Genomic DNA, 22,206 nt, shown 5'->3' with positions numbered 1-22,206 from the left:
TCTGGTTCTTGAAGGATCCTTGCCATGGCCACTACCCACATCAAGAGCGTCTGCCCCTACTGCGGCGTCGGCTGCGGGATCGTCATGCAGGTGGAAGACGGCCGGGTCATCAAGGTCAGCGGTGACCGCGACCACCCCGCCAATCGCGGCCGCCTCTGCACCAAGGGCAGCACCAGCCACCAGGCGCTGGTGGACAGCGGGCGCATGGGGCAGGCCTATGTCCGCCACGACCGCTCCCACCAACCGGTGCAGACCGAGCTGGACCAGGCCATCGCCGCCACCGCCGAACGCCTGCGCGCCATCCTCGACCGCGACGGCCCCGACGCCATCGCCTTCTATGTGTCCGGGCAGATGTCGCTGGAGGCCCAGTACCTGGTGAGCAAGCTGGCCCGGGGCTTCATCGGCACCAACCAGCTCGAATCCAACTCCCGGCTGTGCATGGCCAGTGCTGGCACCGGCTACAAGCTGTCCCTTGGCGCCGACGGTCCGCCCGGCTCCTACGACGACCTCGACCGCGCCGACCTTTTCCTCGTCAGCGGCGCCAACATGGCCGACTGTCATCCCATCCTCTTCCTGCGCCTGCTGGATCGGGTCAAGCGCGGCGCCAAGCTGATCGTGATAGATCCGCGGCGCACCGCCACCGCCGAGAAGGCCGATCTCTTCCTGCAACTGCGCCCCGGCAGCGACCTGCTGCTGCTCAACGGTCTGCTGCACCTGCTGCACGCCGAGGGCCATCTGGACGAAGCCTTTATCGCCGCCCATACCGAAGGTTGGGCGGCGATGCCCGATTTTCTCGCCGACTACACGCCGGCGCTTGTCGCTGCGGGCACGGGCCTGGCCGAGGCGGACATCCGTACCGCCGCACGCTGGATCGGTGAGGCCGGCGAATGGACCAGTCTCTGGACCATGGGCCTGAATCAGAGCACCCACGGCACCTGGAGCACCAACGCCCTGTGCAACCTGCATCTGGCCACCGGCAAGATCTGCCGCCCCGGCAGCGGCCCCTTCTCCCTCACCGGCCAGCCCAACGCCATGGGCGGGCGCGAGATGGGCTACATGGGCCCCGGCCTGCCTGGCCAGCGCAGCCTGCTGTCGACTACCGACCGCACCTTCGTCGAGCGGGCCTGGGGCATCCCCGAGGGCACCCTGCACACCCGCCTCGGCCAGGGTACCATCGCCCTGTTCGAGGACCTGGCCGCCGGTAAGGTGAAGGCCTGCTGGATCATCTGCACCAACCCGGTGGCCAGCGTGGCCAATCGCGAGACGGTCGTCCGCGGTCTGCAGGCCGCCGAGCTGGTGATCACCCAGGACGCCTTTCTCGACACCGAGACCAACCCGTACGCCGACATCCTGCTGCCCGGCGCGCTCTGGGCCGAGGCCGACGGGGTGATGATCAACTCCGAGCGTAACCTGACCCTGGCGCCCCAGGCTGTCACCCCGCCCGGCGAGGCCCGCGCCGACTGGCGGATCATCGCCGACGTGGCCTGCGCCCTGGGTTATGGCGAGCACTTCAGCTACGCCTCGGCCGCCGAGGTGTTCGACGAGATCCGGCAATTCCACAACCCCCAGACCGGCTACGACATTCGCGGAGCCAGTCATGCGCGGCTGCGCGAGACGCCGCTGCAATGGCCCTGCCCCAGCGCAGAGAGCGATCCGCGCCAGCCGATCCGCTATCGCAACGATGGCCGCAGCCAGACCCTGCGCCTGGACGCCACCGGCGAACCAACCGCCCTCAACTTCGCCACCCCGAGTGGCAAGGCGCAATTCTTCGCCCGCCCGCACCTGGAGCCAGCGGAACTGCCCGATGCCGACTACCCCTTCGTGCTCAACACCGGCCGCCTGCAGCACCAGTGGCATACGCTCACCAAGACCGGCAAGATCGCCGCCCTGAACCGCCTCAACCCCGCCCCGTTCATCGAGGTACATCCCCAGGATGCCGAAGCCCTGGGCCTGGCGGACGGCGACCGCCTGGAGATCACTTCCCGTCGTGGCCGTGCCGTGTTGCCGGTGACCCTTAGCGACCGGGTCCAGCCCGGCAACTGCTTCGCGCCCTTTCACTGGGCCGACGTCCAGGGCAGCGACCTGGCCATCAATGCCGTCACCAGCGACGCCGTCGATCCGCTCTCGCTGCAACCGGAACTCAAGGTCTGCGCCGTGCGCCTGACTCGCGTCGCCACCATTCCCCACCGCCAACTGCCGGCCGACGAGCCTGTCATGGAGAGCACCCACCAGCCCGCCCTGGCGCGGCTGGCCGAGCTCACCGGGGTCGCGACCGCGGTACGGCCCCAGCTCAGCGCGGTCGAGCGCACCTACCTGGCCGGCTTCATGGACGGCCTGCGCGACGGTGTTGCCCAGGGCGTACCCTGCCTGCCGGCCCAGGCGCCGCTGGCCGCCGACACCCGCCTCTGGCTCGACGGCCTGCTCGCCGGCTTGTTCAGCCGCCTACCGGAAAGCCAGGCCGCCGGCCTGGCCATGGCCCCCACCGCGCCGGCCGATCTGGTAGTGCTCTGGGCGTCCCAGACCGGCAACGCCGAAGCCCTGGCCGAGCGCTGCGTCGCCCGCCTGTGCCAGGCCGGTCTCAGCGTGGAACTGCACGACATGGCCGCCTATGCCGTGGAACGCCTGACCGGTGCCCGCCGCCTGCTGCTGGTCAGCAGCACCTTTGGCGACGGCGAGGCGCCGGACAACGGCCAGGCCTTCTGGCAGGGCCTCAGTCGCCTCGACGCCTCCCTGGCCGAACTGGACTACGCCGTGCTGGCCCTGGGCGATTCCACCTACGAGCAATTCTGCGGCCACGGCCAGCGCCTCGACACCCGCCTGGCCGAACTCGGCGCTCGCCGCCTGTGCCCGCGCCTGGACTGCGACGCCGAGGGTCTCGACGGCGCCGATGCCTGGCTGGCCGCCCTGCAAGGGCAACTGGCCCCCCAGGCCACCAGCGTGCCCCTGGTGACTCCGGCCACCACCAATCGCCCGAGCACAGTGCCGGCGCGGTTGGTCATCAACCAGAGACTCAACAGCGCCGGATCCAACAAGGAGGTGCGGCTGTTCGGCCTCGCGTCCGAGCAACCGCTGGCCTACGAGGCCGGCGATGCCTTGAGCGTGAGGGCGCGCAACTGTCCGGAGCTGGTCGAAGAGATCCTCACCCTCGCCGGTCTGGACGGCGAACAGCCAGTCGCCGTGCCAAAGGTCGGGGAGTTGTCACTGCGCCAGGCTCTGGGCGAGCACTACGAGATTGCCCGCCCCAACCCCGAGACCCTGGCGCTAGTGGCCGAGCGCAGCGGCAATGCCGATTGCCGCACTTTGCTGGCCGCCCGCGACGAACTCAAGACCTGGCTCTGGGGCCGGCAACTGGCCGATGTGCTGGCGAGCTTTCCCGCCCGCCACGATGCCCGCGAGTTGCTCGGCAGTCTCAAGCGCCTGCAACCGCGGCTCTACTCCATCGCCTCCAGCCCCCTGGCCCATGCCGGCCAGGTACACCTCACCGTCTCGGCGGTGCGCTACGGCCGGCGCAAGGGTGTGGCGTCCACCTTTCTCGCCGACCGCCTAGGCGAGGCCGCCACCGAGGTCCATATCCAGCCCTCGCGTCATTTCCGCCTGCCGGACCAGGGCGACATCCCGCTGATCATGATCGGCCCCGGCACCGGCATCGCCCCCTTCCGCGGCTTTCTCCACGAGCGCCGCGCCCGGGGCGACCAGGGGCGCAACTGGCTGTTCTTCGGCGAACAGCACGCCGCCCACGACTTCTACTACCGCGACGAGCTGGAAGCCTTCCAGCGCGATGGCCTGCTGAGCGAACTCAGCCTGGCCTTCTCCCGCGACCAGGCCGAGAAGGTCTATGTGCAGGATCGGCTGCGCGAACGCGGCGCCGAAGTCTGGCGCTGGCTGCAGGACGGCGCCCGCGTCTATGTCTGCGGCGACGCCAGCCGCATGGCCCGGGACGTCGACCAGGCCCTGCGCCAGGTGGTGGCCACCCATGGCCACCTCAGCGACGAGGCCGCCAGCGAGTACCTGCGCGGGATGAGCGAACAGAAGCGCTATCTGAAGGACGTCTACTAGCGCCGCCGGCTACAGCACCGCGCGCACCAGGCGGGTGAAGGCCTCGATGGCCTCGTGCTCGCCCAGTGCCCCGCGCACCACGGCCGCGGCCAGGGCCTCGCCAGCGCCGACCAGACCGATGCAGGACACCTGCAACTCTGTGGCGGGTCTTTTGCTGTGCGGCGTGAGCACCGCCGCCACCATCTGGGTGCCGTGCTCCAGCAACTCCTGGTACACCGCCGTCTTTTCCTCACTCCCCGCCAGCGCCGCCGCCAGCACGCCGACCTCGCCCTGCATGTCGGTCACGCAACGGATGTAACCCTCGGCCAGCGCCGCGGTGGCCTCTTCGGCGCTCTGCTGACAGGCGGCCAGGGTCTGGCGGAAGGCGTCCATCTGCGCCAGATCCAACCAGCGATAGAGCTCGATGAGCAGCCCCGAGCGGGTACCGAAGTGCTCGTAAACCACCGGCTTGGACACTCCGGCCCGCACGGCCAGATGGCCGAGCGTCAAGCGATCCGCCCCCTCTTCCCGTGCGATGAACCGCGCCGTCTCCAGCAACTGCTCCCGCCGCGCGGCCTTCGAGAGGCGTCGTCCCGAGCTCTCCGAGCCTGACTTTTCCACCTTGGATCGTTCTGCCATTCGTCAAATCACCTTGAAACCTACTAAAGGTAGGTTAATCCTGAATACAACCTACTATTGGTAGGTTATCGGCAAAAGATGTCTTCAGCCAGACCTGCCGTGTTGGTCGCGGAACAGGTCACTGAATCCTCGACATCAGGGCTATCGCCGACGATGGATCCCATCATTTCGCTATCGAGGACCGGATCATGACACTGCAACCCGTACTTTTCGCTGGTGGCTCAGGCACGGTAGGCCGCCAGGCCGTCCAATGGTTTCGCAAGCGCCACCCCGACCGGCCTCTGCTGGTGGGCGGTCGCACACTTGGCACTGCCCAGGCCGTGGCCCGGATCGCGGGCAATGCCCAGGCAGTCATCCTCGATCTCGACCGGCCAGGACTTGGTCTGGACGAGACACTCTCCCCCGGGGCCATGATCATGCTCGCGCCGGACCAGGCGCTGCACGGCCTGCGCCTCGCCCAGACCTTAGGCATCCCCTACTTGAATGCCAACACCGGCGTCACCGAACTAGGGCTGGAGGTCGCGCAGTTCATGCACCGCCCTGCTGCCAACGCTCTGGTGCTGTCCAGCCACTGGGCCTCCGGAGCCGCTCTGGCGCTCGCGCTCGACCAGGCAAGCGGCCTGGCGCGGGTCGACGCTATCAAGATCGACGTCCTGCTCGACGAAAAGGATCCAGCCGGTCCGCTGGCCTGGGAAGACATGGAGCGTGTCCACAGCGCCGCCCCTGCCGCGCTGGTGTTCCACAAGGGTCGACGTCACTGGCTGACCGGCGCAGCGATCCCGGGAGAGATCACCGCGCTGGACGGTCGCCGGCTGCCTGCTACCGCCTTCGGCTCCATCGACCTGCTGAGCCTCTATTCTGCCACCGGGGCCGGAGATATCCGCTTCGACCTGGCCACGGGCGAGTCCTCCAGTCGCCGCCGAGGGGCGGAAACGGCGGCCGAGATCGTGGTGACCGTCACCGGCGAAGCGGCGGGCCGGTGGACCACCCGGCATGCCGTGCTGGAATTCCGCCACGGCCAGTCGTCGCTCACGGCTCTGGGCCTGGTGCTGTCGCTGGAGCGAGTGTTGGGACTGGAGACTGGCACCCCGCTACCTGCGGGCCTCTACATGCCTGAGTTGCTCTGGGAGGCCAAGTGGTTTCTGCAGGAGTTGCAACGGGAGGGCGGGGTGATCCATCAGCAGGCGGATGGTCACTGACGGCGGGAAATGGCGGAAGGCAGTGGGAGTCGAACCCACCCGGGAACGGCTGCCGTCCCCAACCGGGTTTGAAGCCCGGCCACGCCACCGGGCGTGATTGCCTTCCTCTGCTGCGCTAACCCTCGGCCGCGCGGGCCCAGGCGCTGTCCGGGCGAACCCGGCGCTCGTCGCCGAAGCGACGGGTGAAACCGATGCGATCCAGGCATTCGAGGATCTGGATGCTGCGCTTGCGGCCGATGCCGAGGGCATCGCGGAAGGCCGCGGCGCGAATGATCCCTGCTTCGCGCTCCAGGCGCAATGCCTCACCGGCCGCGGCTTCCAGGCTCGCCTGGGGATAGAAGAGATCCTTGACCACCTGGGTCAGTTCCCCCAGCCGAGCCAGTTTGCGCAGCAGCAGCCGTACCTCGGCCTCGGGCTGACCCAGGTTCTTGGCCAGGTCCCGCGTCCAGGGCGGATCGAAACGCTGGGCCTCCAGCAGCGGCCAGAGCCGGGCCTTGAGCCCCTCTTCCACCTCGGTGAGGCGTACCCGATGATCGGGCAGGTGCAGCCAGGGGCCGCTGCTCTGCAGTCGCCCTTCGGCCAGGGCCGTCTCCAGTAGGGCCAGATAGACGGGCCGTTCCAGCGCCGGTGCAGCGATGCGGCGCAGGCGATCCCGATCGGGGCCCAGCTCGTCGGGTTGTTCCTGGTGAAAGGTGGCGAGCGCCTCGCTCAGGCGCTCCAGCGCTGCCTGCCACAGAGAAGCCTGGAACAGCCGCGGGCCGACGCGCGTTTCCACCCTCAGGGTGTCGGTTGGCAATTGCCAGTCGCCTTCGGGCCGATTGAACTGGCGCGCCAGCAATCGCGGATCGAGACCGCCGTCGGCCTGGGCCAGGAGCTCGGGCAAGGCCTCCTCCAGACCGCCCTGGCGCAGTGCCTGGAGTTGTGCCAGGCGCTGCGGCGTGCGGCGATGCCGCGCCGGGGCGAAGGGGTCGAGTAGCCGGGCGCCGCCCAGGGTGCGTTGGGCGGACTGGTCGCGCAGCACCAGGCGATCGCCATGCACGCCGTGCAGCGGGGCATTGAGCACCAGCTGTGCCAGGGCCGTGGCGCCGGGTGCCAGGCTGTCGCCTTCCAGCAGGGCCACCCGGCCGGTGAGATCCTGGGCACCCAGGTGCACGTGCACCGGCGTCCAGTGCGCCAGGTTGCGCGCCTCGCCGGGCAGCAGCCGTAGCTCCACATCGATACGGGTGGTGGGCGCATGCAGCGCCTCGGCCACCAGCCAGTCACCGCGGGCGAGGCTGTCGGTGCTCAGCCGCTCACCGGCGAGATTGAGGGAAACCCGTTGACCGGCCCGGGCGGTCTCGGCCGCGCGATTCTGGGCATGCAGACCGCGCACCCGCAGGCGTTGCCCGCGTGGGGTGAGCAGGAGTTCGTCGCCTACCGCGACCTGACCGGCAAAGGCAGTGCCGGTAACCACCACCCCGGCACCGGCGACGCTGAACACCCGATCCACCGCCAGGCGGAAGCTGCCCCGGGCATTGCGCTCACGCACCTCGCCCAGGGCATTCAGCAAGGCGGCGCGCAATGCGGAAATGCCTGCGCCACTGGGACTGGCCACCGGATACAATGGCGCGCCGGCGAAGGGCCCGGCAGCCAACAGCACACCGACTTCCTGGCGCACCTCCGCCAGACGCTCGGCGTCCACCCGGTCGGCCTTGGTCAGGGCCACCAGCAGCCGGGGAATGCCGAGCAATTCGAGGATCGCCAGGTGCTCGCGGGTCTGGGGCATGACGCCGTCATCGGCGGCCACCACCAGCAAGGCCAGGTCCAGGCCGCTGGCACCGGCCAGCATGTTGTGCACGAAGCGCTCGTGGCCGGGTACGTCGATGAAGCCGGTGAGCCCGCCGTCACCCAGGTCGGCGTAGACATAGCCCAGGTCGATGGTGATGCCCCGGGCCTGCTCTTCGCGCCGCCGATCACCGGCGATCCCGGTGAGGGCCTGGATCAGCGCGGTCTTGCCATGGTCGATGTGGCCGGCGGTACCGATGATCATGAGGGCTGCATCAGGCGGGAAAACAGGGACGTCATGGAGACTCCGGACGGCGGTCGGACCCCCAGGGTAGCGGCGGCTGGCGGTATCGCCTAGCCGTGACGCTCGCGCAAGAAGGCCACGAAAGCCCGCAGCGGGGCCGGCAGCTGGCGGCGATCCGCGTAGTAGAGCCGCGGACCAGGAAAGACGCTGGACCAGTCTGCCAGCACCTCGACCAGGCGGCCGTCGGCCAGGGGTTCGGCCAGGTAGTCGGCGAAGGAATAGATCAGGCCGACACCGTCGAGGGCGGCCTGCAATTCCAGATCGAGTGTCGAGGCCAGCAGGCGACTGCCCGGCGCGACATTGATGACCTCGCTGCCACGCTCGAAGCTCCACTGCGCCACCAGGCCGCTGGCGAAGCGATGCCCGATGCAGGAATGCCTGACCAGGTCAGTGGGATGCACAGGTACGCCATGCTGTTCCAAGTAGGCGGGCGTGGCCGCCACGGCAAATCTCTGGGTGGCCGGGCCCAGCCGCACGCTGATCATGTCGCCTTCCAGATGCTCGTCGTAGCGCACGCCGGCATCGAAGCCTGCGGCGAGCACGTCGATCAATCGATCCTCGGCCACCACCTCCAGGCGAATGCCGGGATGCCTGGCCAGGAAGGGCCCGATCAGCGGGGGCAACAGCACCCGGGCGACGATGGTGGGCACGTTGAGTCTCAGACTACCGACCGGGCTCTCGCCCTCGGCATTGATGGCGTCCAGCGCGCCGCGTACCTCGCGCAGCGCCGGGGTCAGGCGCTCCAGCAGGCGCTGGCCGGCATCGGTGGGGGTCACGCTGCGAGTGGTGCGATGCAGCAACCGGACATCCAGCTCCCGCTCCAGCCGGCGCACGGCATCGCTCAGGGAAGACGCCGCCACACCGCGCACATAGGCGGCGCCGCGAAAGCTGCGCGCCTCGGCCACGGCGGCGAAGGCTGCCAGGTCATCCAGATTCATTGGCACCTCCATTGTACGGCTGAGCGAACAGGTCGTTGTGTCCAGCCCGGATTATCGCACAGCACCTTGGAGGCTAGAGTGCAGCCTCATCCACCTGACGAGGAATCCCTCATGCAACAGCGTCGCTTGGGCCAGCAGGGCCCCCTGGTATCCACGCTCGGTCTGGGCTGCATGGGCATGTCCGACCTTTATGGCGCCGCCGACCGTGACGAGGCCATCGCCACCGTCCAGGCCGCCCTCGAACGCGGCGTCACCCTGTTCGATACCGGTGACTTCTATGGCATGGGCCACAACGAGCTGCTCCTGGGCGACGCCCTGCGCGGTCGGCGGGATGAGGCGCTGATCAGCGTCAAGTTCGGCGCCCTGCGCGGCCCGGCCGGCGAATGGCTGGGCTACGACACCCGCCCCGCGGCGATCAAGAATTTCGTCGCCTATAGCCTCAAGCGGCTGGGTGTGGACCATATCGACATCTATCGCCCGGCGCGGCTGGATCGCCAGGTGCCCATCGAGGACACCATGGGCGCCCTCGCCGAGCTGGTGCAGGCCGGCTACATCCGCCACATCGGCCTTTCCGAAGTGGGGGCGGACACCCTGCGGCGGGCGGCGGCGGTACATCCGGTCTGCGACCTGCAGATCGAGTATTCGCTGGTCTCGCGCGGTATCGAGGCGGAGATCCTGCCGACCTGCCGCGAACTCGGCATCGGCATCACCGCCTATGGTGTGCTCTCCCGGGGCCTGCTCAGCGGCCACTGGCGCCAGCCCTCCGGCGGCGGCGACTTCCGCGCGCTCAGCCCGCGCTTCCAGCCGGGCAACGTGGAGCGCAACCTGGCGCTGGTGGAAGGCCTGAAGCAGTTCGCCGAACGCCGGGGCACCACCCCTGCCCGGCTGGCGGTGGCCTGGGTCGCCGCCCAGGGTGAGGATATCCTGCCCCTGGTCGGCGCCCGGCGGCGCGATCAGCTGGACGAATCCCTGGGCGCACTGGACATCACGCTCAGCGCCGCGGACCGCGTCGAACTGGAACGACTGCTGCCACCGGAGGCGGTCGCCGGCGATCGCTATGGCGAACACCAGCTGCGCGATCTCGACAGCGAAGCTTGATTCTCACCGTCGACCAACGGCCCGCCTTGCGCGGGCCTTTGCGTTTCAGTCCGCGGAACGCTCGGCCGGACGCTCCTGCATCAGTACCCAGGGCGCGACCACCACCGCCCACAGGGCCACCGCCGGGGCTTCCAGCCGCCGCCGTGCCCGGTCTTCGTCGACCTTGGCCAGCTGACCCTGCTGCAGCCATTGCCCCACGCGACCGGCATCGTCCTGGGTCACGGCGATGGCCGCCTCGATCAGGTCCAGCTCGGGTGCCACTTCCAGCAGCACGCCCCGCGCAAAATGCGGTTGCAATTCTTCCCAGCCGATGGCGGCGGTCTGCCCGAGCAGGGTGGCGTAGAGCGTTGCGTGATCGGTCATGGTGCGGGCCTCGCGAAAAGGGCGGATTCTACCGGCGCCCTTCCCACTTGCCGAGCGCCCGGACGCGCGGTCGACAAGCCCGACAAGTTGTCGTCGCCAGCTTTCCAAGACGAACAGACGGTGATTAAACTGCGCAGCGCGTCATAAAGAACAAAATCGGCACATTTTCGCTTCCAACTGCCTCATTAATAAAAGCATTCCGAGTGGAGCACTCATGAAAAAGGCATCTCTGCGTTTCTCCCGTCTGATCGCGGCCCTGGCACTCGCCGGCATGGCCAGCCACACCCTGGCGGCCGATACCCTGAAGATCGGTCTGGCCGGTCCCAAGACCGGTCCGGTCGCCCAGTACGGTGACATGGAGTTCATTGGTGCCCAGATGGCCATCGAGCAGATCAACAAGGCCGGCGGCGTCAAGGGCAAGCAGCTCGAAGGCGTGATCTACGACGACGCCTGCGATCCCAAGCAAGCCGTGGCCGTGGCCAACAAGATCGTCAACGATGGCATCAAGTTCGTGGTCGGCCACCTGTGCTCCAGCTCGACCCAGCCCGCCTCCGACATCTATGAGGACGAAGGCATCCTGATGGTGACCCCGGCGGCCACCAGCCCCGACCTCACCAACCGCGGCTACAAGCTGATCTTCCGTACCATCGGCCTGGACAACATGCAGGGCCCGACCGCCGGCAAGTTCATCGTCGAGCACGTCAAGCCCAAGGTCGTCGCCGTCATCCATGACAAGCAGCAGTACGGCGAAGGCATCGCCACCGCGGTCAAGCAGACTCTGGATAAGGCCGGCGTCAAGGTCGCCGTGTTCGAAGGCATCAACTCCGGCGACAAGGACTTCTCCTCGCTGATCGCCAAGCTCAAGCAGGCCAACGTCGACTTCGTCTACTACGGCGGCTACCACCCCGAGCTGGGCCTGATCCTGCGTCAGGCGGCCGAGAAGGGCCTGACCGCCAAGTTCATGGGTCCGGAAGGCGTGGGCAACAGCTCCATCTCCGCCATCGCCGGCAAGGCCTCCGAAGGCCTGCTGGTCACCCTGCCGCGCTCCTTCGACCAGGATCCCAAGAACCAGGCCCTGGTCCAGGCGTTCAAGGACAAGAAGCAGGATCCGAGCGGTCCCTTCGTGTTCCCCTCCTATGCCGCCGTGCAGGTCATCGCCCAGGGCATCGAGAAGGCTGGCGACGAGAAGCCCGAGGACGTGGCCAAGGCCCTGCGCAGCAACACCTTCGACACCCCCACCGGTGAGTTGGCGTTCGACGACAAAGGCGACCTGAAGAACTTCGAGTTCGTGGTCTACGAATGGCATGCCGACGGCACCAAGACCGAAGCCAAGTAAGCCCTGCCTGTAACACCGAAGCCCACCGCCAACGGCGGTGGGCTTCGTTTATCCGCCTCCATCCGAGGCCTGGGACCCGCACCAGAAGTGCTCATAGGTCCCCTGGAGACACCCATGCCCGAGTTCTACCACTACCTGCAACAGCTGGTGAACGGCCTCACGGTCGGCAGCACCTATGCCCTGATCGCCATCGGCTACACCATGGTCTACGGCATCATCGGCATGATCAACTTCGCCCATGGCGAGGTGTACATGATCGGCTCCTATGTGGCGTTCATCGCCATCGCGGGCCTCGCCATGCTGGGCATCCACAGCCTGCCTATCGTCATGCTCGCCGCCTTCGCCGCCAGCATCGTCATCGCCAGTGCCTACGGCTACAGCATCGAACGCATCGCCTATCGCCCCCTGCGTGGCGGTAACCGGCTGATCCCGCTGATCTCGGCGATCGGCATGTCGATCTTCCTGCAGAACTGGGTGCTGCTGGCCCAGGACTCCAAGGACAAGTCGATCCCCAACCTGCTGCCGGGCAACTTCATCATCGGCACCGACGCCATGAACGGCGTGGTGATCTCCTATGTGCAGGTGCTGATCTTCATCGTCACCCTGCTCACCATGTTCGGCCTGACCTGGTTCATCTCCCGCTCCCGCCTGGGCCGCGCCTGCCGCGCCTGTGCCGAGGACATCAAGATGGCCAACCTGCTGGGCATCAACACCAACGGCATCATCGCCCTGACCTTCGTCATCGGCGCCACCCTGGCTGCCGTGGCCGCGGTGCTGCTGGGCATCCAGTACGGCGTGATCAACCCGAGCCTGGGCTTCCTGGCCGGCATCAAGGCCTTCACCGCGGCGGTGCTCGGCGGTATCGGCAGCATCCCCGGCGCCATGCTCGGCGGCCTGGTACTGGGCGTGGCCGAGGCCTTCGGCGCCGACGTCTTCGGCGACCAGTACAAGGACGTGGTGGCCTTCAGCCTGCTGGTGCTGGTGCTGCTGTTCCGCCCCACCGGCATCCTGGGTCGCCCGGAGGTGGAAAAGGTATGAGTGCCCGTCTGCGAACCGCCTTCTTCAGCGCCCTGCTGGTGCTGGCCGTCGCCTACCCCATCCTCGGCCTCAAGCTGGAGACGGTAGGCGTCAACCTCGAAGTGCACGGCGCCACGCCGCGTACCCTCTGGATCGTGGCCCTGGCCGCGGTGCTGATGTTCGTCTGGCAACTGGTGCGTGATCCGCTCACCGCTGGCTGGCGTAACCGCGGCGGCCTGCAGCTGCCGGCTACCGGCCTGGGCACCAGGCTCACCGAACCCAAGACCCAGCGCTGGGTGATCCTGGGCCTGGTGCTGGTCGCCCTGGTATGGCCCTTCTACGGCTCGCGTGGCGCGGTGGACATCGCCACCCTGATCCTCATCTACGTGATGCTCGGCCTCGGCCTGAACATCGTGGTGGGTCTGGCCGGTCTGCTGGACCTGGGCTACGTCGGCTTCTATGCCGTCGGCGCCTATACCTACGCCATGCTCTCGCACTACTTCGGGCTGGGCTTCTGGGTCTGCCTGCCACTGGCGGGGCTGATGGCGGCGCTGTTCGGTTTCGTGCTCGGTTTCCCGGTGCTGCGCCTGCGCGGCGACTACCTGGCCATCGTCACCCTGGGCTTCGGCGAGATCATCCGCATCCTGCTGCGCAACCTCACCCAGTGGACCGGCGGTCCCAATGGCATCAGCGGCATCGACAAGCCGACCCTGTTCGGCCTGACCTTCGAGCGCCGGGCACCCGAGGGCATGACGCCCTTCCACGAGTATTTCGGCATCCCCTACAACTCCGAATACAAGGTGATCTTCCTCTACCTGATCGCCCTGCTGCTGGTGCTGCTGACCCTGTTCGTGATCAACCGCCTCCTGCGCATGCCCATCGGCCGCGCCTGGGAGGCCCTGCGCGAAGACGAGATCGCCTGCCGCGCCCTGGGGCTGAACCCCACGCTGATCAAGCTCTCGGCCTTTACCCTGGGCGCCTGCTTCGCCGGTTTCGCCGGCAGCTTCTTCGCTGCCCGGCAGGGCCTGGTGTCGCCGGAATCCTTCACCTTCATCGAGTCGGCCATCATCCTGGCCATCGTGGTGCTGGGCGGCATGGGTTCCCAGCTTGGTGTGATCCTCGCGGCCATCGTGATGATCCTGCTGCCGGAGCTGATGCGCGAATTCAGCGAATACCGCATGTTGATGTTCGGCCTACTGATGGTCGTGATGATGATCTGGCGTCCGCAAGGCCTGCTCCCGATGCAACGCCCGCACCTGGAGTTGCGCAAATGAGCCAAGCCCTTCTCGATGTCTCCAGCCTGTCCATGAGGTTCGGCGGCCTGCTGGCCGTCAACGGCGTCAACATCCGCGTGGAGCAGGGCCAGGTGGTCTCGCTGATCGGTCCCAACGGTGCCGGCAAGACCACGGTGTTCAACTGCCTGACCGGCTTCTACCGGCCCAGCGGCGGTGAGATTCTCCTGCGCGGCGAGGCCATCCAGGGCCTGCCCGGGCACAAGATCGCCCGCAAGGGCGTGGTGCGCACCTTCCAGAACGTCCGCTTGTTCAAGGAAATGACCGCGGTGGAGAACCTGCTGGTCGCCCAGCACCGCCATCTCAACACCGGCTTCCTGGCCGGACTGTTCAAGACCCCGGCCTTTCGCAAGAGCGAAGCCGAGGCCATGGACTATGCGCGCTTCTGGCTGGAGCAGGTCAACCTCACCGAGTTCGCCAACCGCAACGCCGGCAACCTCGCCTATGGCCAGCAGCGGCGCCTGGAAATCGCTCGCTGCATGATGACCCGCCCGCAGATCCTCATGCTCGACGAGCCGGCCGCCGGTCTCAACCCGCGCGAGACCGAGGACCTCAAGGCGCTCATCGCCCTGCTGCGCGCCGAGCACGGCGTGACCGTGCTGCTGATCGAGCACGACATGCATCTGGTGATGAGCATTTCCGACCACATCGTGGTGATCAACCAGGGCACGCCCCTGGCCGACGGGACGCCGGAGCAGATCCGCAACAATCCCGACGTGATCAAGGCCTACCTGGGCGAATCCTGATGGAGACCTCCATGCTGCAGTTCGACAACGTCTCCACCTTCTACGGCAAGATCCAGGCCCTGCATGGCGTCAGCGTGAAGGTGAACCGGGGCGAGATCGTCACCCTGATCGGCGCCAACGGCGCCGGCAAGTCCACCCTGCTAATGACCCTCTGCGGCACGCCGCGCGCCCATGGCGGCAGCATCCGCTACGAAGGCGAGGAACTGGTCGGCCAGGAAACCGCGCAGATCATGCGCAAGGGCATCGCCGTGGTGCCGGAAGGCCGCCGGGTGTTCGCCCGCCTGACCGTGGAAGAGAACCTGGCCATGGGCGGCTTCTTCACCGAGAAAGACGGCTACGACCGTCAGCTGGACAAGGTCCTCGGCCTCTTCCCCCGCCTCAAGGAACGCTATGCCCAGCGCGCCGGCACCATGTCCGGCGGCGAGCAGCAGATGCTCGCCATCGGCCGGGCGATGATGAGCGAGCCGCGCCTGCTGCTGCTCGACGAACCCTCCCTGGGTCTGGCGCCCATCATCATCCAGCAGATCTTCGAGATCATCGAACAGCTGCGTCAGGATGGGGTGACGGTGTTCCTGGTCGAGCAGAACGCCAACCAGGCGCTCAAGCTGGCCGACCGCGGCTACGTGCTGGAGAACGGCCGCATCGTCATGCAGGACAGCGGCGCCGAACTGCTGGCCAACCCGGACGTGCGCAAGGCCTACCTGGGCGGTTGAGTCTTTGGTTCCAATCGTCACCATGGCCGCGATAGCACGTAGGTTGGGTTGAGACGGCTCCACCGTCGAAGCCCAACGGTGCCTGATCGAGGCAATGGCTTGTTGGGCTTCGCTACGCTCAACCCAACCTACGGCGGATCGACCGTAGGTTGGGTTGAGACAGCTCCACCGTCAAAGCCCAACAGCACCGTAGCGTGGAAAACGGCGTAGCCTTTTCCACCGGGGCTTCCTGGCGAAGGGTGTCCTCACCCTAGCCCTCTCCCGGAGGGAGAGGGGGCTATCCCTGCAGCGCGTAGGTTGGGTTGAGACGGCTCCATCGTCAAAGCCCAACAGCACCGTAGCGTGGAAAACGGCGCAGCCTTTTCCACTGGGGCTTCCTGGCGAAGGGTGCCCTCACCCCAGCCCTCTCCCGGAAGGAAAGGGGGCTATCCCTGCAGCGCGTAGGTTGGGTTGAGACGGCTCCACCGTCGAAGCTCAACAGCACCGTAGCGTGGAAAACGGCGCAGCCTTTTCCACTGGGGCTTCCTGGCAAAGGGTGCCCTCTCCCGGAGGGAGAGGGGGCTATCCCTGCAGGCCTTCAGCTCCATCAGCCCCACTACCCCAAGGCCTCCAACCGCTGCCGACTGCGCTCGAACCAGTCGCTCAAGGCTTCCGCTACAACCCGCGTCCGCTTGGGCAGCCCACCCTGGTAGGGATGTACCAGAAACAGCGGCAGGCTGGGCGTGCGCCACTCCTTGAGCAGCCAGACCAAGGCGCCACTGGCCAACTCTTCGTGCACCATGAACGACGGCAACCGGGCGATGCCGTGCCCCGCCAGCGCCGCCTGCTTGAGCAGGCTGTAGTGGTTGCAGGCCAGCCCAGGTTTCACCTGCACCCGTTCGAGCCCGTGGTCGCGGTGATAGAGCCAGCGCTCACCTTCGGCATAGTGGCTGTTCACCAGGCAGGCGTGCCCGGCGAGATCGGCCGGCGCTGCCGGTATCTCGTGCCGCTGCAAATACCCGGGCGCGGCGCAGGTCAGCTCCTGCATGGCGAACAGCGGCCGCGCCACCAGGCGCTCGTCCGGTTCCACTCGGGCGCGGATGGCCAGGTCGAAGCCGTCCGCCACCAGCTCGCGATAGCCGTTGTCCAGCACCACCTCCAGCTGAATACCAGGATGCGCCGTGCGACAGGCCAGCAGCACCTCGAAGAAGGTGTAGCCCAGCGAGACCGGCACCGTGAGCCGCACCTGGCCGGTCGCCTCCTCGCGCAGCCGCGCCACGCTCTGCAACGCCCGCTCGCCCTGGCGGCGCAGGGCCTGGGCTTCCGGCAACAGTTCACAACCCGCGGCGGTCAGGGTCAGCCGGCGGGTGGTTCGGTGCAGCAGGTCGGTTTCCAGCCGACTCTCCAACGCCCGGATACGCTTGGACAGCTGTCCCTTGCTGCAGCCCAGCCGCTGCGCCGCCGTGGTGAAGCTGCCCACTTCGCAGAGCACGGCAAATGCCACCAGATCCGCCAGCTGTTCCTGCATCGTTTCCTCCTGGAAACACTGGATTGCCTGTAGGCCGATTTATCATGCCAATGGATCATCCTAGGCTGAACTCCTCTTCTACAAGGAGTCCAAGCCATGAAAGTCATCCTCGTCGGTGCCAACGGCACCCTGGGCAGTGCCATCGCCGCACGCCTCGGCAGTCGTCATGAACTGATCCGTGTCGGTCGCCAATCCGGCGATCTGCAGGTCGACATCACCCAGCCGGAGTCCATCCGTACCCTGTTCGCCCAGGTCGGCCGCTTCGATGCCCTGATCAGCGCGGTGGGTTCGGTGACCTTCGCGCCCTTCACCGAGATGACCCCGGAGGCCTTTCAGAAGGGCCTGCAGGACAAGCTCATGGGCCAGGTCAACCTGGTGCTGCTGGGCCAGGCGCAGGCCGCCGATGGCGCCTCCTTCACCCTCACCACCGGCATCCTCAGCGAGCAGCCCATCGCCCAGGGCAGCTCGGCGGCCATGGTCAATGCCGCCCTGGAGGGCTTCGTACGCGGCGCGGCCATTGAGCTGCCGCGGGGTCAGCGTCTCAACGCGGTGAGTCCGACGGTGCTGGAAGAATCGCTGGGGCACTACGGCGATTTCTTCCGCGGCTTCAAGCCAGTACCCGGCGCCGACGTGGCCCTGGCCTACGAACGCAGCGTGGAAGGCAGGGAAACCGGCAAGACTTATCGCGTCTGGTAAGTCCTTGAGCTCCCGGCGTTGTCTGAGTAACGTGTGCCCACCTCAGTCGGGAGTCCCGCGATGCCAGCGCCGCGTTCCATCTTTCCCCTCGCCCTGCTCGGCCTCCTCGGCGGCTGCAGTCTGTTCCAGAGCGACGACACCCCGCGTGCACCGGGCGGCGAGCGCCTGCAGGGCGATCTGCGCTGGAGCGGCGAGCAGCTGCTGTTCCGCCCCTGCCAGGAACAGCGCTTCTTCGACGTTACCGATGCCAACAACACCGCCATCCTGCGCGACGCCCACGAACTGGCCGCCGACAGTGGCGCCGCGTCGCTGTTCGCCGATCTGCGCGGCAAGCTGAAGTCCGGCGGCCGCGACGGTGCCCAGGGCATCTTCGCCGTCACCGATGTCTATCGCGTGCAGTACAGCGGACCTGGCTGCAGCGATCCCAACTTCAAGCGTACCGCCATGAGCGCCAGCGGCCACGGGCCGGACTGGAACGTCCAGGTGAGCAACCAGGGCATGCTGATCAGCACCGCTGGCCAGCAGCGCCGCGCCCTTCCCTACCTGCAGGAAGAACTGCCCGGCGGGATGCGCGCCCTGTCCACCGAAGCCAACGGGGAGAAGGTCGAGCTGTGGATCAACCCCCGGCGCTGCGTGGACGGCCGTACCGGCACCGTCCAGTCGCTGCAGGCCGAACTGCGCATCAATGGCCAGACCTGGCAGGGCTGCGCCTCCTATGGCGGCGCCGGAAATCCCACCTAGGACGGGGTTCGCACGTCGCTTAGCGCGATCTCCTTGGCATCTCCCGCTTTACGTTTAGCGTCGCGCCTCTTCACGGGCTAGTCTAGCGGCGGCAAGGTTCTACCCGCTTCGCTCGGTCGCCTTCGGGCACCGTCCGGCGAAGGCACAGGAACGCTCAATCAGCCAGGGTTCAGGCATGTCATCATCTCCAGTGTCCCGCAGCGCACCGCCGCGCCGGCGCGGCCACACCATCATCCTGCGGTTGTTTCCGGCACTGTGCGTACTGCTGCTGGCGCTCATCGGCCTGGGCTGCTACCTGCTGGTCGACAACGCCGTGCGCCAGGATGCCACTGTCGCCCAGCAGACCGAGCGGGCCATTGGCCGTACCTTCACACGCCTCGACGAAGAGGTCGCCCGCAACCTCATCGACTACAGCAAATGGGACGAGGCCTATCTCCGCCTCCACCAGGCGCTGGACAGTGACTGGGCCTTCGCGCAGGGCAACCTCGGCGAGTCGCTGTTCCGGGTCTATGGCTACGAAGGGGTGCTGGTGTTCGACGGCCAGAACCAGCCCCGCTATCGCCTGCTCGATGGCCAGCTCGCCGACCCCGCGACGCCCTGGCTGGCCGGCGACGTCGCCGGTCTACTGGCGGCCGCACGCAGCGCGGATGCCCGCGCCGGCAGCGTCTCCGGCGTCCTGAACGTAGGCGGTACGCCAGCGCTGGTGGCCGCTGCCGCCATCACGCCAAGCGACCATGCCGGCGTCCGCCCCCAGGATCCCCCAGCCTCGGTGCTGGTGTTCGTCAATGTCCTGAGTCCGGCCAAGCTGGCCATGCTGAGCGAAGTCAACGGCCTGCCGCCCCTGGGCATCACCACCGACCCGACCGGCAGCCGCGCCAGCTGGCAACTGCCGGGCTCCCGCTATCAGCTGACCTGGCGCCCGCCGCGTCCGGGATTGTGGCTCATGCAGCAGACCCTGCCGCTATTCGGTGGTGGCGTCCTGATCCTGCTGTTGGGGCTGATCTGGCTGTTTCGTCAGGCGCTGATCTCGATGCGCCAGCTGGATGCCCAGTACGACGACCTCCTGGCCAGCCGCAGCGAATTGGCCATCGGCGAACGCCGCTTCCGCGATATCGCCGAGGCGACCTCGGACTGGCTATGGGAGGTCGACGCCAACCTGCGTCTGGTCTACGTTTCGGAGCGCTTCGCCGAGGTCACCGGCGAGGCCGCCGAACGTTGGCTGGGGCGCCCGCTCAACGAGCTGCTGACACCCCATGCCGATACCCTGGCGCACTGGCTCGCCAGCCATGAGCACGATCGCAAGCCGCGACCGCCCCTGGTCTGCCACTACCTGGACGGCAGTGGTCGCGAGCGTACCTGCCGGGTGGCGGCCCGGGCCATTCCCGAGGGTGGCTATCGCGGCACCGTCACGGATCTCACCGACGAGATCGAAGCCCTGGCCCAGGTGCAGCACCTGTCCTGGCACGACCCCCTGACCGGCCTGCCCAATCGCCACCGCCTGCACCAGTTTCTCGCCACCCGCCTGGACGGTCCGGACCCGCGTCCCCTGGCCCTGATCAGCCTGGATCTGGATCGCTTCAAGACGGTCAACGACGCCCTCGGTCATGCGGCCGGTGACCAGGTCCTGCAGGAAGTGGCACAGCGCCTGCGACAGAACGTGACCGCCACCGATCTGGTGGCGCGGCTGGGCGGCGACGAGTTCTGCGTGGTGCTCAGCGGCGAACGCGACCCACGGGCCATCGCCGACCTCTGCCGGCGTCTGGTGGAGCAGTTGCGCCAGCCCTTCCGCCTCGGCGAGCAGCGGGTGTTCATCGGCAGCAGCCTGGGCGTGGCCCTGGCGCCACGGGATACCGGCATCCCGGCGGAACTGCTGCGGCTGGCGGACATCGCGCTCTACCAGGCCAAGGCGGCCGGTCGCGGCACCTGGCGCTTCCACGAGCCGGCCATGAACGAACAGGTGCTGCTGCGCCGGCAGTTGGAACAGGATCTGCGCCAGGCCTTACGCGACAACCGCCTCAGTCTCTACTACCAACCACGGCGCTGCTTGGCCGATGGCAGTCTGCGCGGCTTCGAGGCCCTGGTACGGTGGGACCATCCCACCCAGGGCCTGCTGGAGCCCCTGGACTTCGTGGCCCTGGCGGAAGACGCCGGGCTTGGGCAACGCCTGGGGCGCTGGGTGCTGGAGACGGCCTGCCACGATGCCCAGGGCTGGCCGGAACAGCTCTCGGTATCGGTGAATCTGTCGCCGCAGCAATTCCATGCCAACGAGGATCCGGTGCAGACCGTAGCCGAGGTGCTCTATCAGAGCGGCCTGGCGGCGCCCCGTCTGGAACTGGAAATCACCGAACGTACCCTGCTGGATCCGGCGGCGGACGTGGCCAACACCCTGGGCGCGCTCAAGGGCCTGGGCGTGCGCCTGTGCCTGGACGACTTCGGCTCCGGCCTGTGCTCCCTGGCCTATCTGCGCCGCTATCCACTGGACGGTATCCGCCTCGATCGCAGTCTGATCCCGCGGCCCGACCATGCGCCGGAAGACAGTGCCCTGGTTCGGGCGATGATCGACCTCGGTCGGTCACTGGGGCTGACGGTAACGCTCAAGGGCGTGGAAGACGCCGACCACCTGCGCCAGGTGCAGCACCTGCCGGCGGACGAGATCCAGGGCTTCCACTGCGGCGCGCCCTTGCCAGCCAACCGCCTGGGCACCTGGCTGAGCGAAGTGGCGGCGCAGCCGCTGAGCTGAAGTGCCGGGCGCGGGCCAGGCCCTTCGCCTAGCGCTCGGCCACCATGCTGCCCTCGCCTGCCGCGCCGCGGCGCTGGTTGCGGTCATCGCGGGGGGTGACGCCGAAGAAGTTGCGATAGGCGCTGGAAAAGTGCGGTCCCGACGAGAAGCCGCAGGACAGGCCGATCTGGATGATGGACTTGCTGGTCTGGGTGAGCATCTTGCGCGCCCGGTTCAGCCGCAATTCCAGGTAGTACTGGCTGGGCACCCGCGCCAGGTACTGCTTGAAGATCCGCTCCAGCTGCCGGCGGGACACACAGACGTGCTGGGCGATCTCGTCGGTGGTGAGCGGCTCTTCGATGTTGGCTTCCATCAGCATCACCGCCTGGGTCAGCTTGGGATGACTCGACCCCAGCCGATTCTTCAGCGGAATGCGCTGCCGCTCGCTGCCCTCGCGCAGGCGTTCGACGATCAGCTCTTCGGCGATGGTGCCGGCCTGTTCGGCGTCGCGATCGCGACCGATCATGGCCAGCAGGAGATCGAGGATGGCCAGGCCACCGCAGGCGGTCAGGCGGTCGCGATCCCATTCGTAGAGATGATGGGTGGCGATGACCTTGGGAAACTGCTCGCTGAATTCCTCCAGCCAGCGCCAGTGCACGGCGGCGCGATGACCGTCGAGCAGGCCGAGCTGGGCCAGGATATGCACGCCCGCGGAAAAGCCCCCCATGACTACACCGGCCCGGGCGGTCTGGCGCAGCGCCGCGACCAGGGGCGGCGGCAGCGCGGGCGAAGGTTCGTCGGCCAGCACGAAGAGCCGATCCAGGCGTTCCAGCTGCCCCTCCCAGTGGCCACCCGGCAGCCGCGGCTGCAAGTCGCTGCCAGCCTGCAGGAAGCGCACCTCGTAGGGCGTATCGCTCGAATGGCGAGCAGCGAGTTCCAACGCTTCCTCGACCAGGCCCACGGTCAGCGGACGAACGTCGGGCCACAGCAGAAAGGCGATGCGGATGGTCATCTAACGTCTGGCTTCCTGTCGAGAGCGGCGGGTGCGGACCGATCCGGGGACCGCGCGCCATGAAACCCTTGTGGGGTGCACGCATGG

Annotated in this window: 17 protein-coding genes and 1 tRNA gene; 11 read left to right on the top strand and 7 right to left on the bottom strand. The window is 67.5% G+C overall.

Annotation, left to right across the window (positions count from 1 at the left end):
• The first annotated feature begins 24 nt into the window (after positions 1-24).
• Positions 25-4,056 (top strand): bifunctional nitrate reductase/sulfite reductase flavoprotein subunit alpha, encoded by a 4,032-nt coding sequence (locus tag ACUCV0_RS00950; protein ID WP_482211796.1) that lies wholly within the window; start codon positions 25-27, stop codon positions 4,054-4,056.
• Between the two features lie 9 nt (positions 4,057-4,065).
• On the opposite strand, the gene ACUCV0_RS00945 is transcribed toward ACUCV0_RS00950, so the two are convergent.
• Positions 4,066-4,674 (bottom strand): TetR/AcrR family transcriptional regulator, encoded by a 609-nt coding sequence (locus ACUCV0_RS00945; RefSeq protein WP_482211795.1) that lies wholly within the window; start codon positions 4,672-4,674, stop codon positions 4,066-4,068.
• Between the two features lie 188 nt (positions 4,675-4,862).
• Here ACUCV0_RS00945 and ACUCV0_RS00940 point away from each other — a divergent pair, with 188 nt between their 5' ends.
• Positions 4,863-5,873, top strand: coding sequence for a hypothetical protein (locus ACUCV0_RS00940; protein WP_482211794.1), 1,011 nt, complete (start codon positions 4,863-4,865; stop codon positions 5,871-5,873).
• 10 nt (positions 5,874-5,883) lie between these two features.
• Here the strand turns inward: ACUCV0_RS00940 and ACUCV0_RS00935 are convergent.
• From ACUCV0_RS00935 to ACUCV0_RS00925, 3 genes are all read right to left on the bottom strand, one after another.
• A tRNA-Sec gene (locus ACUCV0_RS00935) sits at positions 5,884-5,979 on the bottom strand.
• Between the two features lie 9 nt (positions 5,980-5,988).
• Positions 5,989-7,902, bottom strand: a complete 1,914-nt coding sequence (gene selB / locus ACUCV0_RS00930) for a selenocysteine-specific translation elongation factor (protein ID WP_482211793.1) — start codon at positions 7,900-7,902, stop codon at positions 5,989-5,991.
• An 89-nt stretch (positions 7,903-7,991) separates the two neighbouring features.
• On the bottom strand, positions 7,992-8,879 hold the full coding sequence (locus tag ACUCV0_RS00925) for a LysR family transcriptional regulator (RefSeq protein WP_271654170.1): 888 nt from the start codon (positions 8,877-8,879) through the stop codon (positions 7,992-7,994).
• A gap of 111 nt (positions 8,880-8,990) precedes the next feature.
• Here ACUCV0_RS00925 and ACUCV0_RS00920 point away from each other — a divergent pair, with 111 nt between their 5' ends.
• The gene (locus ACUCV0_RS00920; RefSeq protein ID WP_323149892.1) at positions 8,991-9,977 is read left to right on the top strand and encodes an aldo/keto reductase; all 987 of its coding nucleotides are present in this window, start codon (positions 8,991-8,993) and stop codon (positions 9,975-9,977) included.
• A 45-nt stretch (positions 9,978-10,022) separates the two neighbouring features.
• On the opposite strand, the gene ACUCV0_RS00915 is transcribed toward ACUCV0_RS00920, so the two are convergent.
• Positions 10,023-10,340, bottom strand: coding sequence for a DUF2288 family protein (locus tag ACUCV0_RS00915; protein ID WP_059313979.1), 318 nt, complete (start codon positions 10,338-10,340; stop codon positions 10,023-10,025).
• 214 nt (positions 10,341-10,554) lie between these two features.
• Between ACUCV0_RS00915 and ACUCV0_RS00910 the strand changes: the two genes are divergently transcribed.
• The 5 genes from ACUCV0_RS00910 to ACUCV0_RS00890 all read left to right on the top strand — a co-directional run bounded on the left by ACUCV0_RS00910 (position 10,555) and on the right by ACUCV0_RS00890 (position 15,444).
• Entirely contained in the window at positions 10,555-11,676 is a 1,122-nt protein-coding gene (locus tag ACUCV0_RS00910; RefSeq protein WP_059313978.1) for a branched-chain amino acid ABC transporter substrate-binding protein, read from the top strand.
• Between the two features lie 114 nt (positions 11,677-11,790).
• Positions 11,791-12,714 (top strand): high-affinity branched-chain amino acid ABC transporter permease LivH, encoded by a 924-nt coding sequence (livH, locus tag ACUCV0_RS00905; protein WP_017642422.1) that lies wholly within the window; start codon positions 11,791-11,793, stop codon positions 12,712-12,714.
• The gene (locus ACUCV0_RS00900; protein ID WP_482211792.1) at positions 12,711-13,967 is read left to right on the top strand and encodes a high-affinity branched-chain amino acid ABC transporter permease LivM; all 1,257 of its coding nucleotides are present in this window, start codon (positions 12,711-12,713) and stop codon (positions 13,965-13,967) included. The genes livH and ACUCV0_RS00900 overlap by 4 nt, the downstream gene beginning before the upstream one ends.
• The gene (gene livG, locus ACUCV0_RS00895) at positions 13,964-14,731 is read left to right on the top strand and encodes a high-affinity branched-chain amino acid ABC transporter ATP-binding protein LivG (protein WP_482211791.1); all 768 of its coding nucleotides are present in this window, start codon (positions 13,964-13,966) and stop codon (positions 14,729-14,731) included. The genes ACUCV0_RS00900 and livG overlap by 4 nt, the downstream gene beginning before the upstream one ends.
• 11 nt (positions 14,732-14,742) lie before the next feature.
• On the top strand, positions 14,743-15,444 hold the full coding sequence (locus ACUCV0_RS00890; RefSeq protein WP_482211790.1) for an ABC transporter ATP-binding protein: 702 nt from the start codon (positions 14,743-14,745) through the stop codon (positions 15,442-15,444).
• A 595-nt stretch (positions 15,445-16,039) separates the two neighbouring features.
• Here the strand turns inward: ACUCV0_RS00890 and ACUCV0_RS00885 are convergent.
• Positions 16,040-16,951, bottom strand: coding sequence for a LysR family transcriptional regulator (locus ACUCV0_RS00885; RefSeq protein WP_482211789.1), 912 nt, complete (start codon positions 16,949-16,951; stop codon positions 16,040-16,042).
• A gap of 96 nt (positions 16,952-17,047) precedes the next feature.
• Here ACUCV0_RS00885 and ACUCV0_RS00880 point away from each other — a divergent pair, with 96 nt between their 5' ends.
• The 3 genes from ACUCV0_RS00880 to ACUCV0_RS00870 all read left to right on the top strand — a co-directional run bounded on the left by ACUCV0_RS00880 (position 17,048) and on the right by ACUCV0_RS00870 (position 21,128).
• Positions 17,048-17,647: a short chain dehydrogenase gene (locus ACUCV0_RS00880; protein ID WP_482211788.1), complete on the top strand. Its 600-nt coding sequence runs from the start codon at positions 17,048-17,050 to the stop codon at positions 17,645-17,647.
• A gap of 60 nt (positions 17,648-17,707) precedes the next feature.
• Positions 17,708-18,388 carry a COG3650 family protein gene (locus ACUCV0_RS00875; protein WP_323149889.1) on the top strand — a complete coding sequence of 227 codons (681 nt, stop codon included), beginning with the start codon at positions 17,708-17,710 and terminating at the stop codon, positions 18,386-18,388.
• A gap of 175 nt (positions 18,389-18,563) precedes the next feature.
• Positions 18,564-21,128 carry a bifunctional diguanylate cyclase/phosphodiesterase gene (locus ACUCV0_RS00870; RefSeq protein WP_482211787.1) on the top strand — a complete coding sequence of 855 codons (2,565 nt, stop codon included), beginning with the start codon at positions 18,564-18,566 and terminating at the stop codon, positions 21,126-21,128.
• 28 nt (positions 21,129-21,156) lie between these two features.
• Here the strand turns inward: ACUCV0_RS00870 and ACUCV0_RS00865 are convergent, their stop codons facing one another.
• Positions 21,157-22,119 carry a GlxA family transcriptional regulator gene (locus tag ACUCV0_RS00865; protein ID WP_271654163.1) on the bottom strand — a complete coding sequence of 321 codons (963 nt, stop codon included), beginning with the start codon at positions 22,117-22,119 and terminating at the stop codon, positions 21,157-21,159.
• Between the last annotated feature and the right edge of the window lie 87 nt (positions 22,120-22,206).

It is taken from the genome of Pseudomonas sp. VMV1, from assembly GCF_056790235.1.
This window is presented reverse-complemented; position numbering and strand designations above follow the sequence as displayed.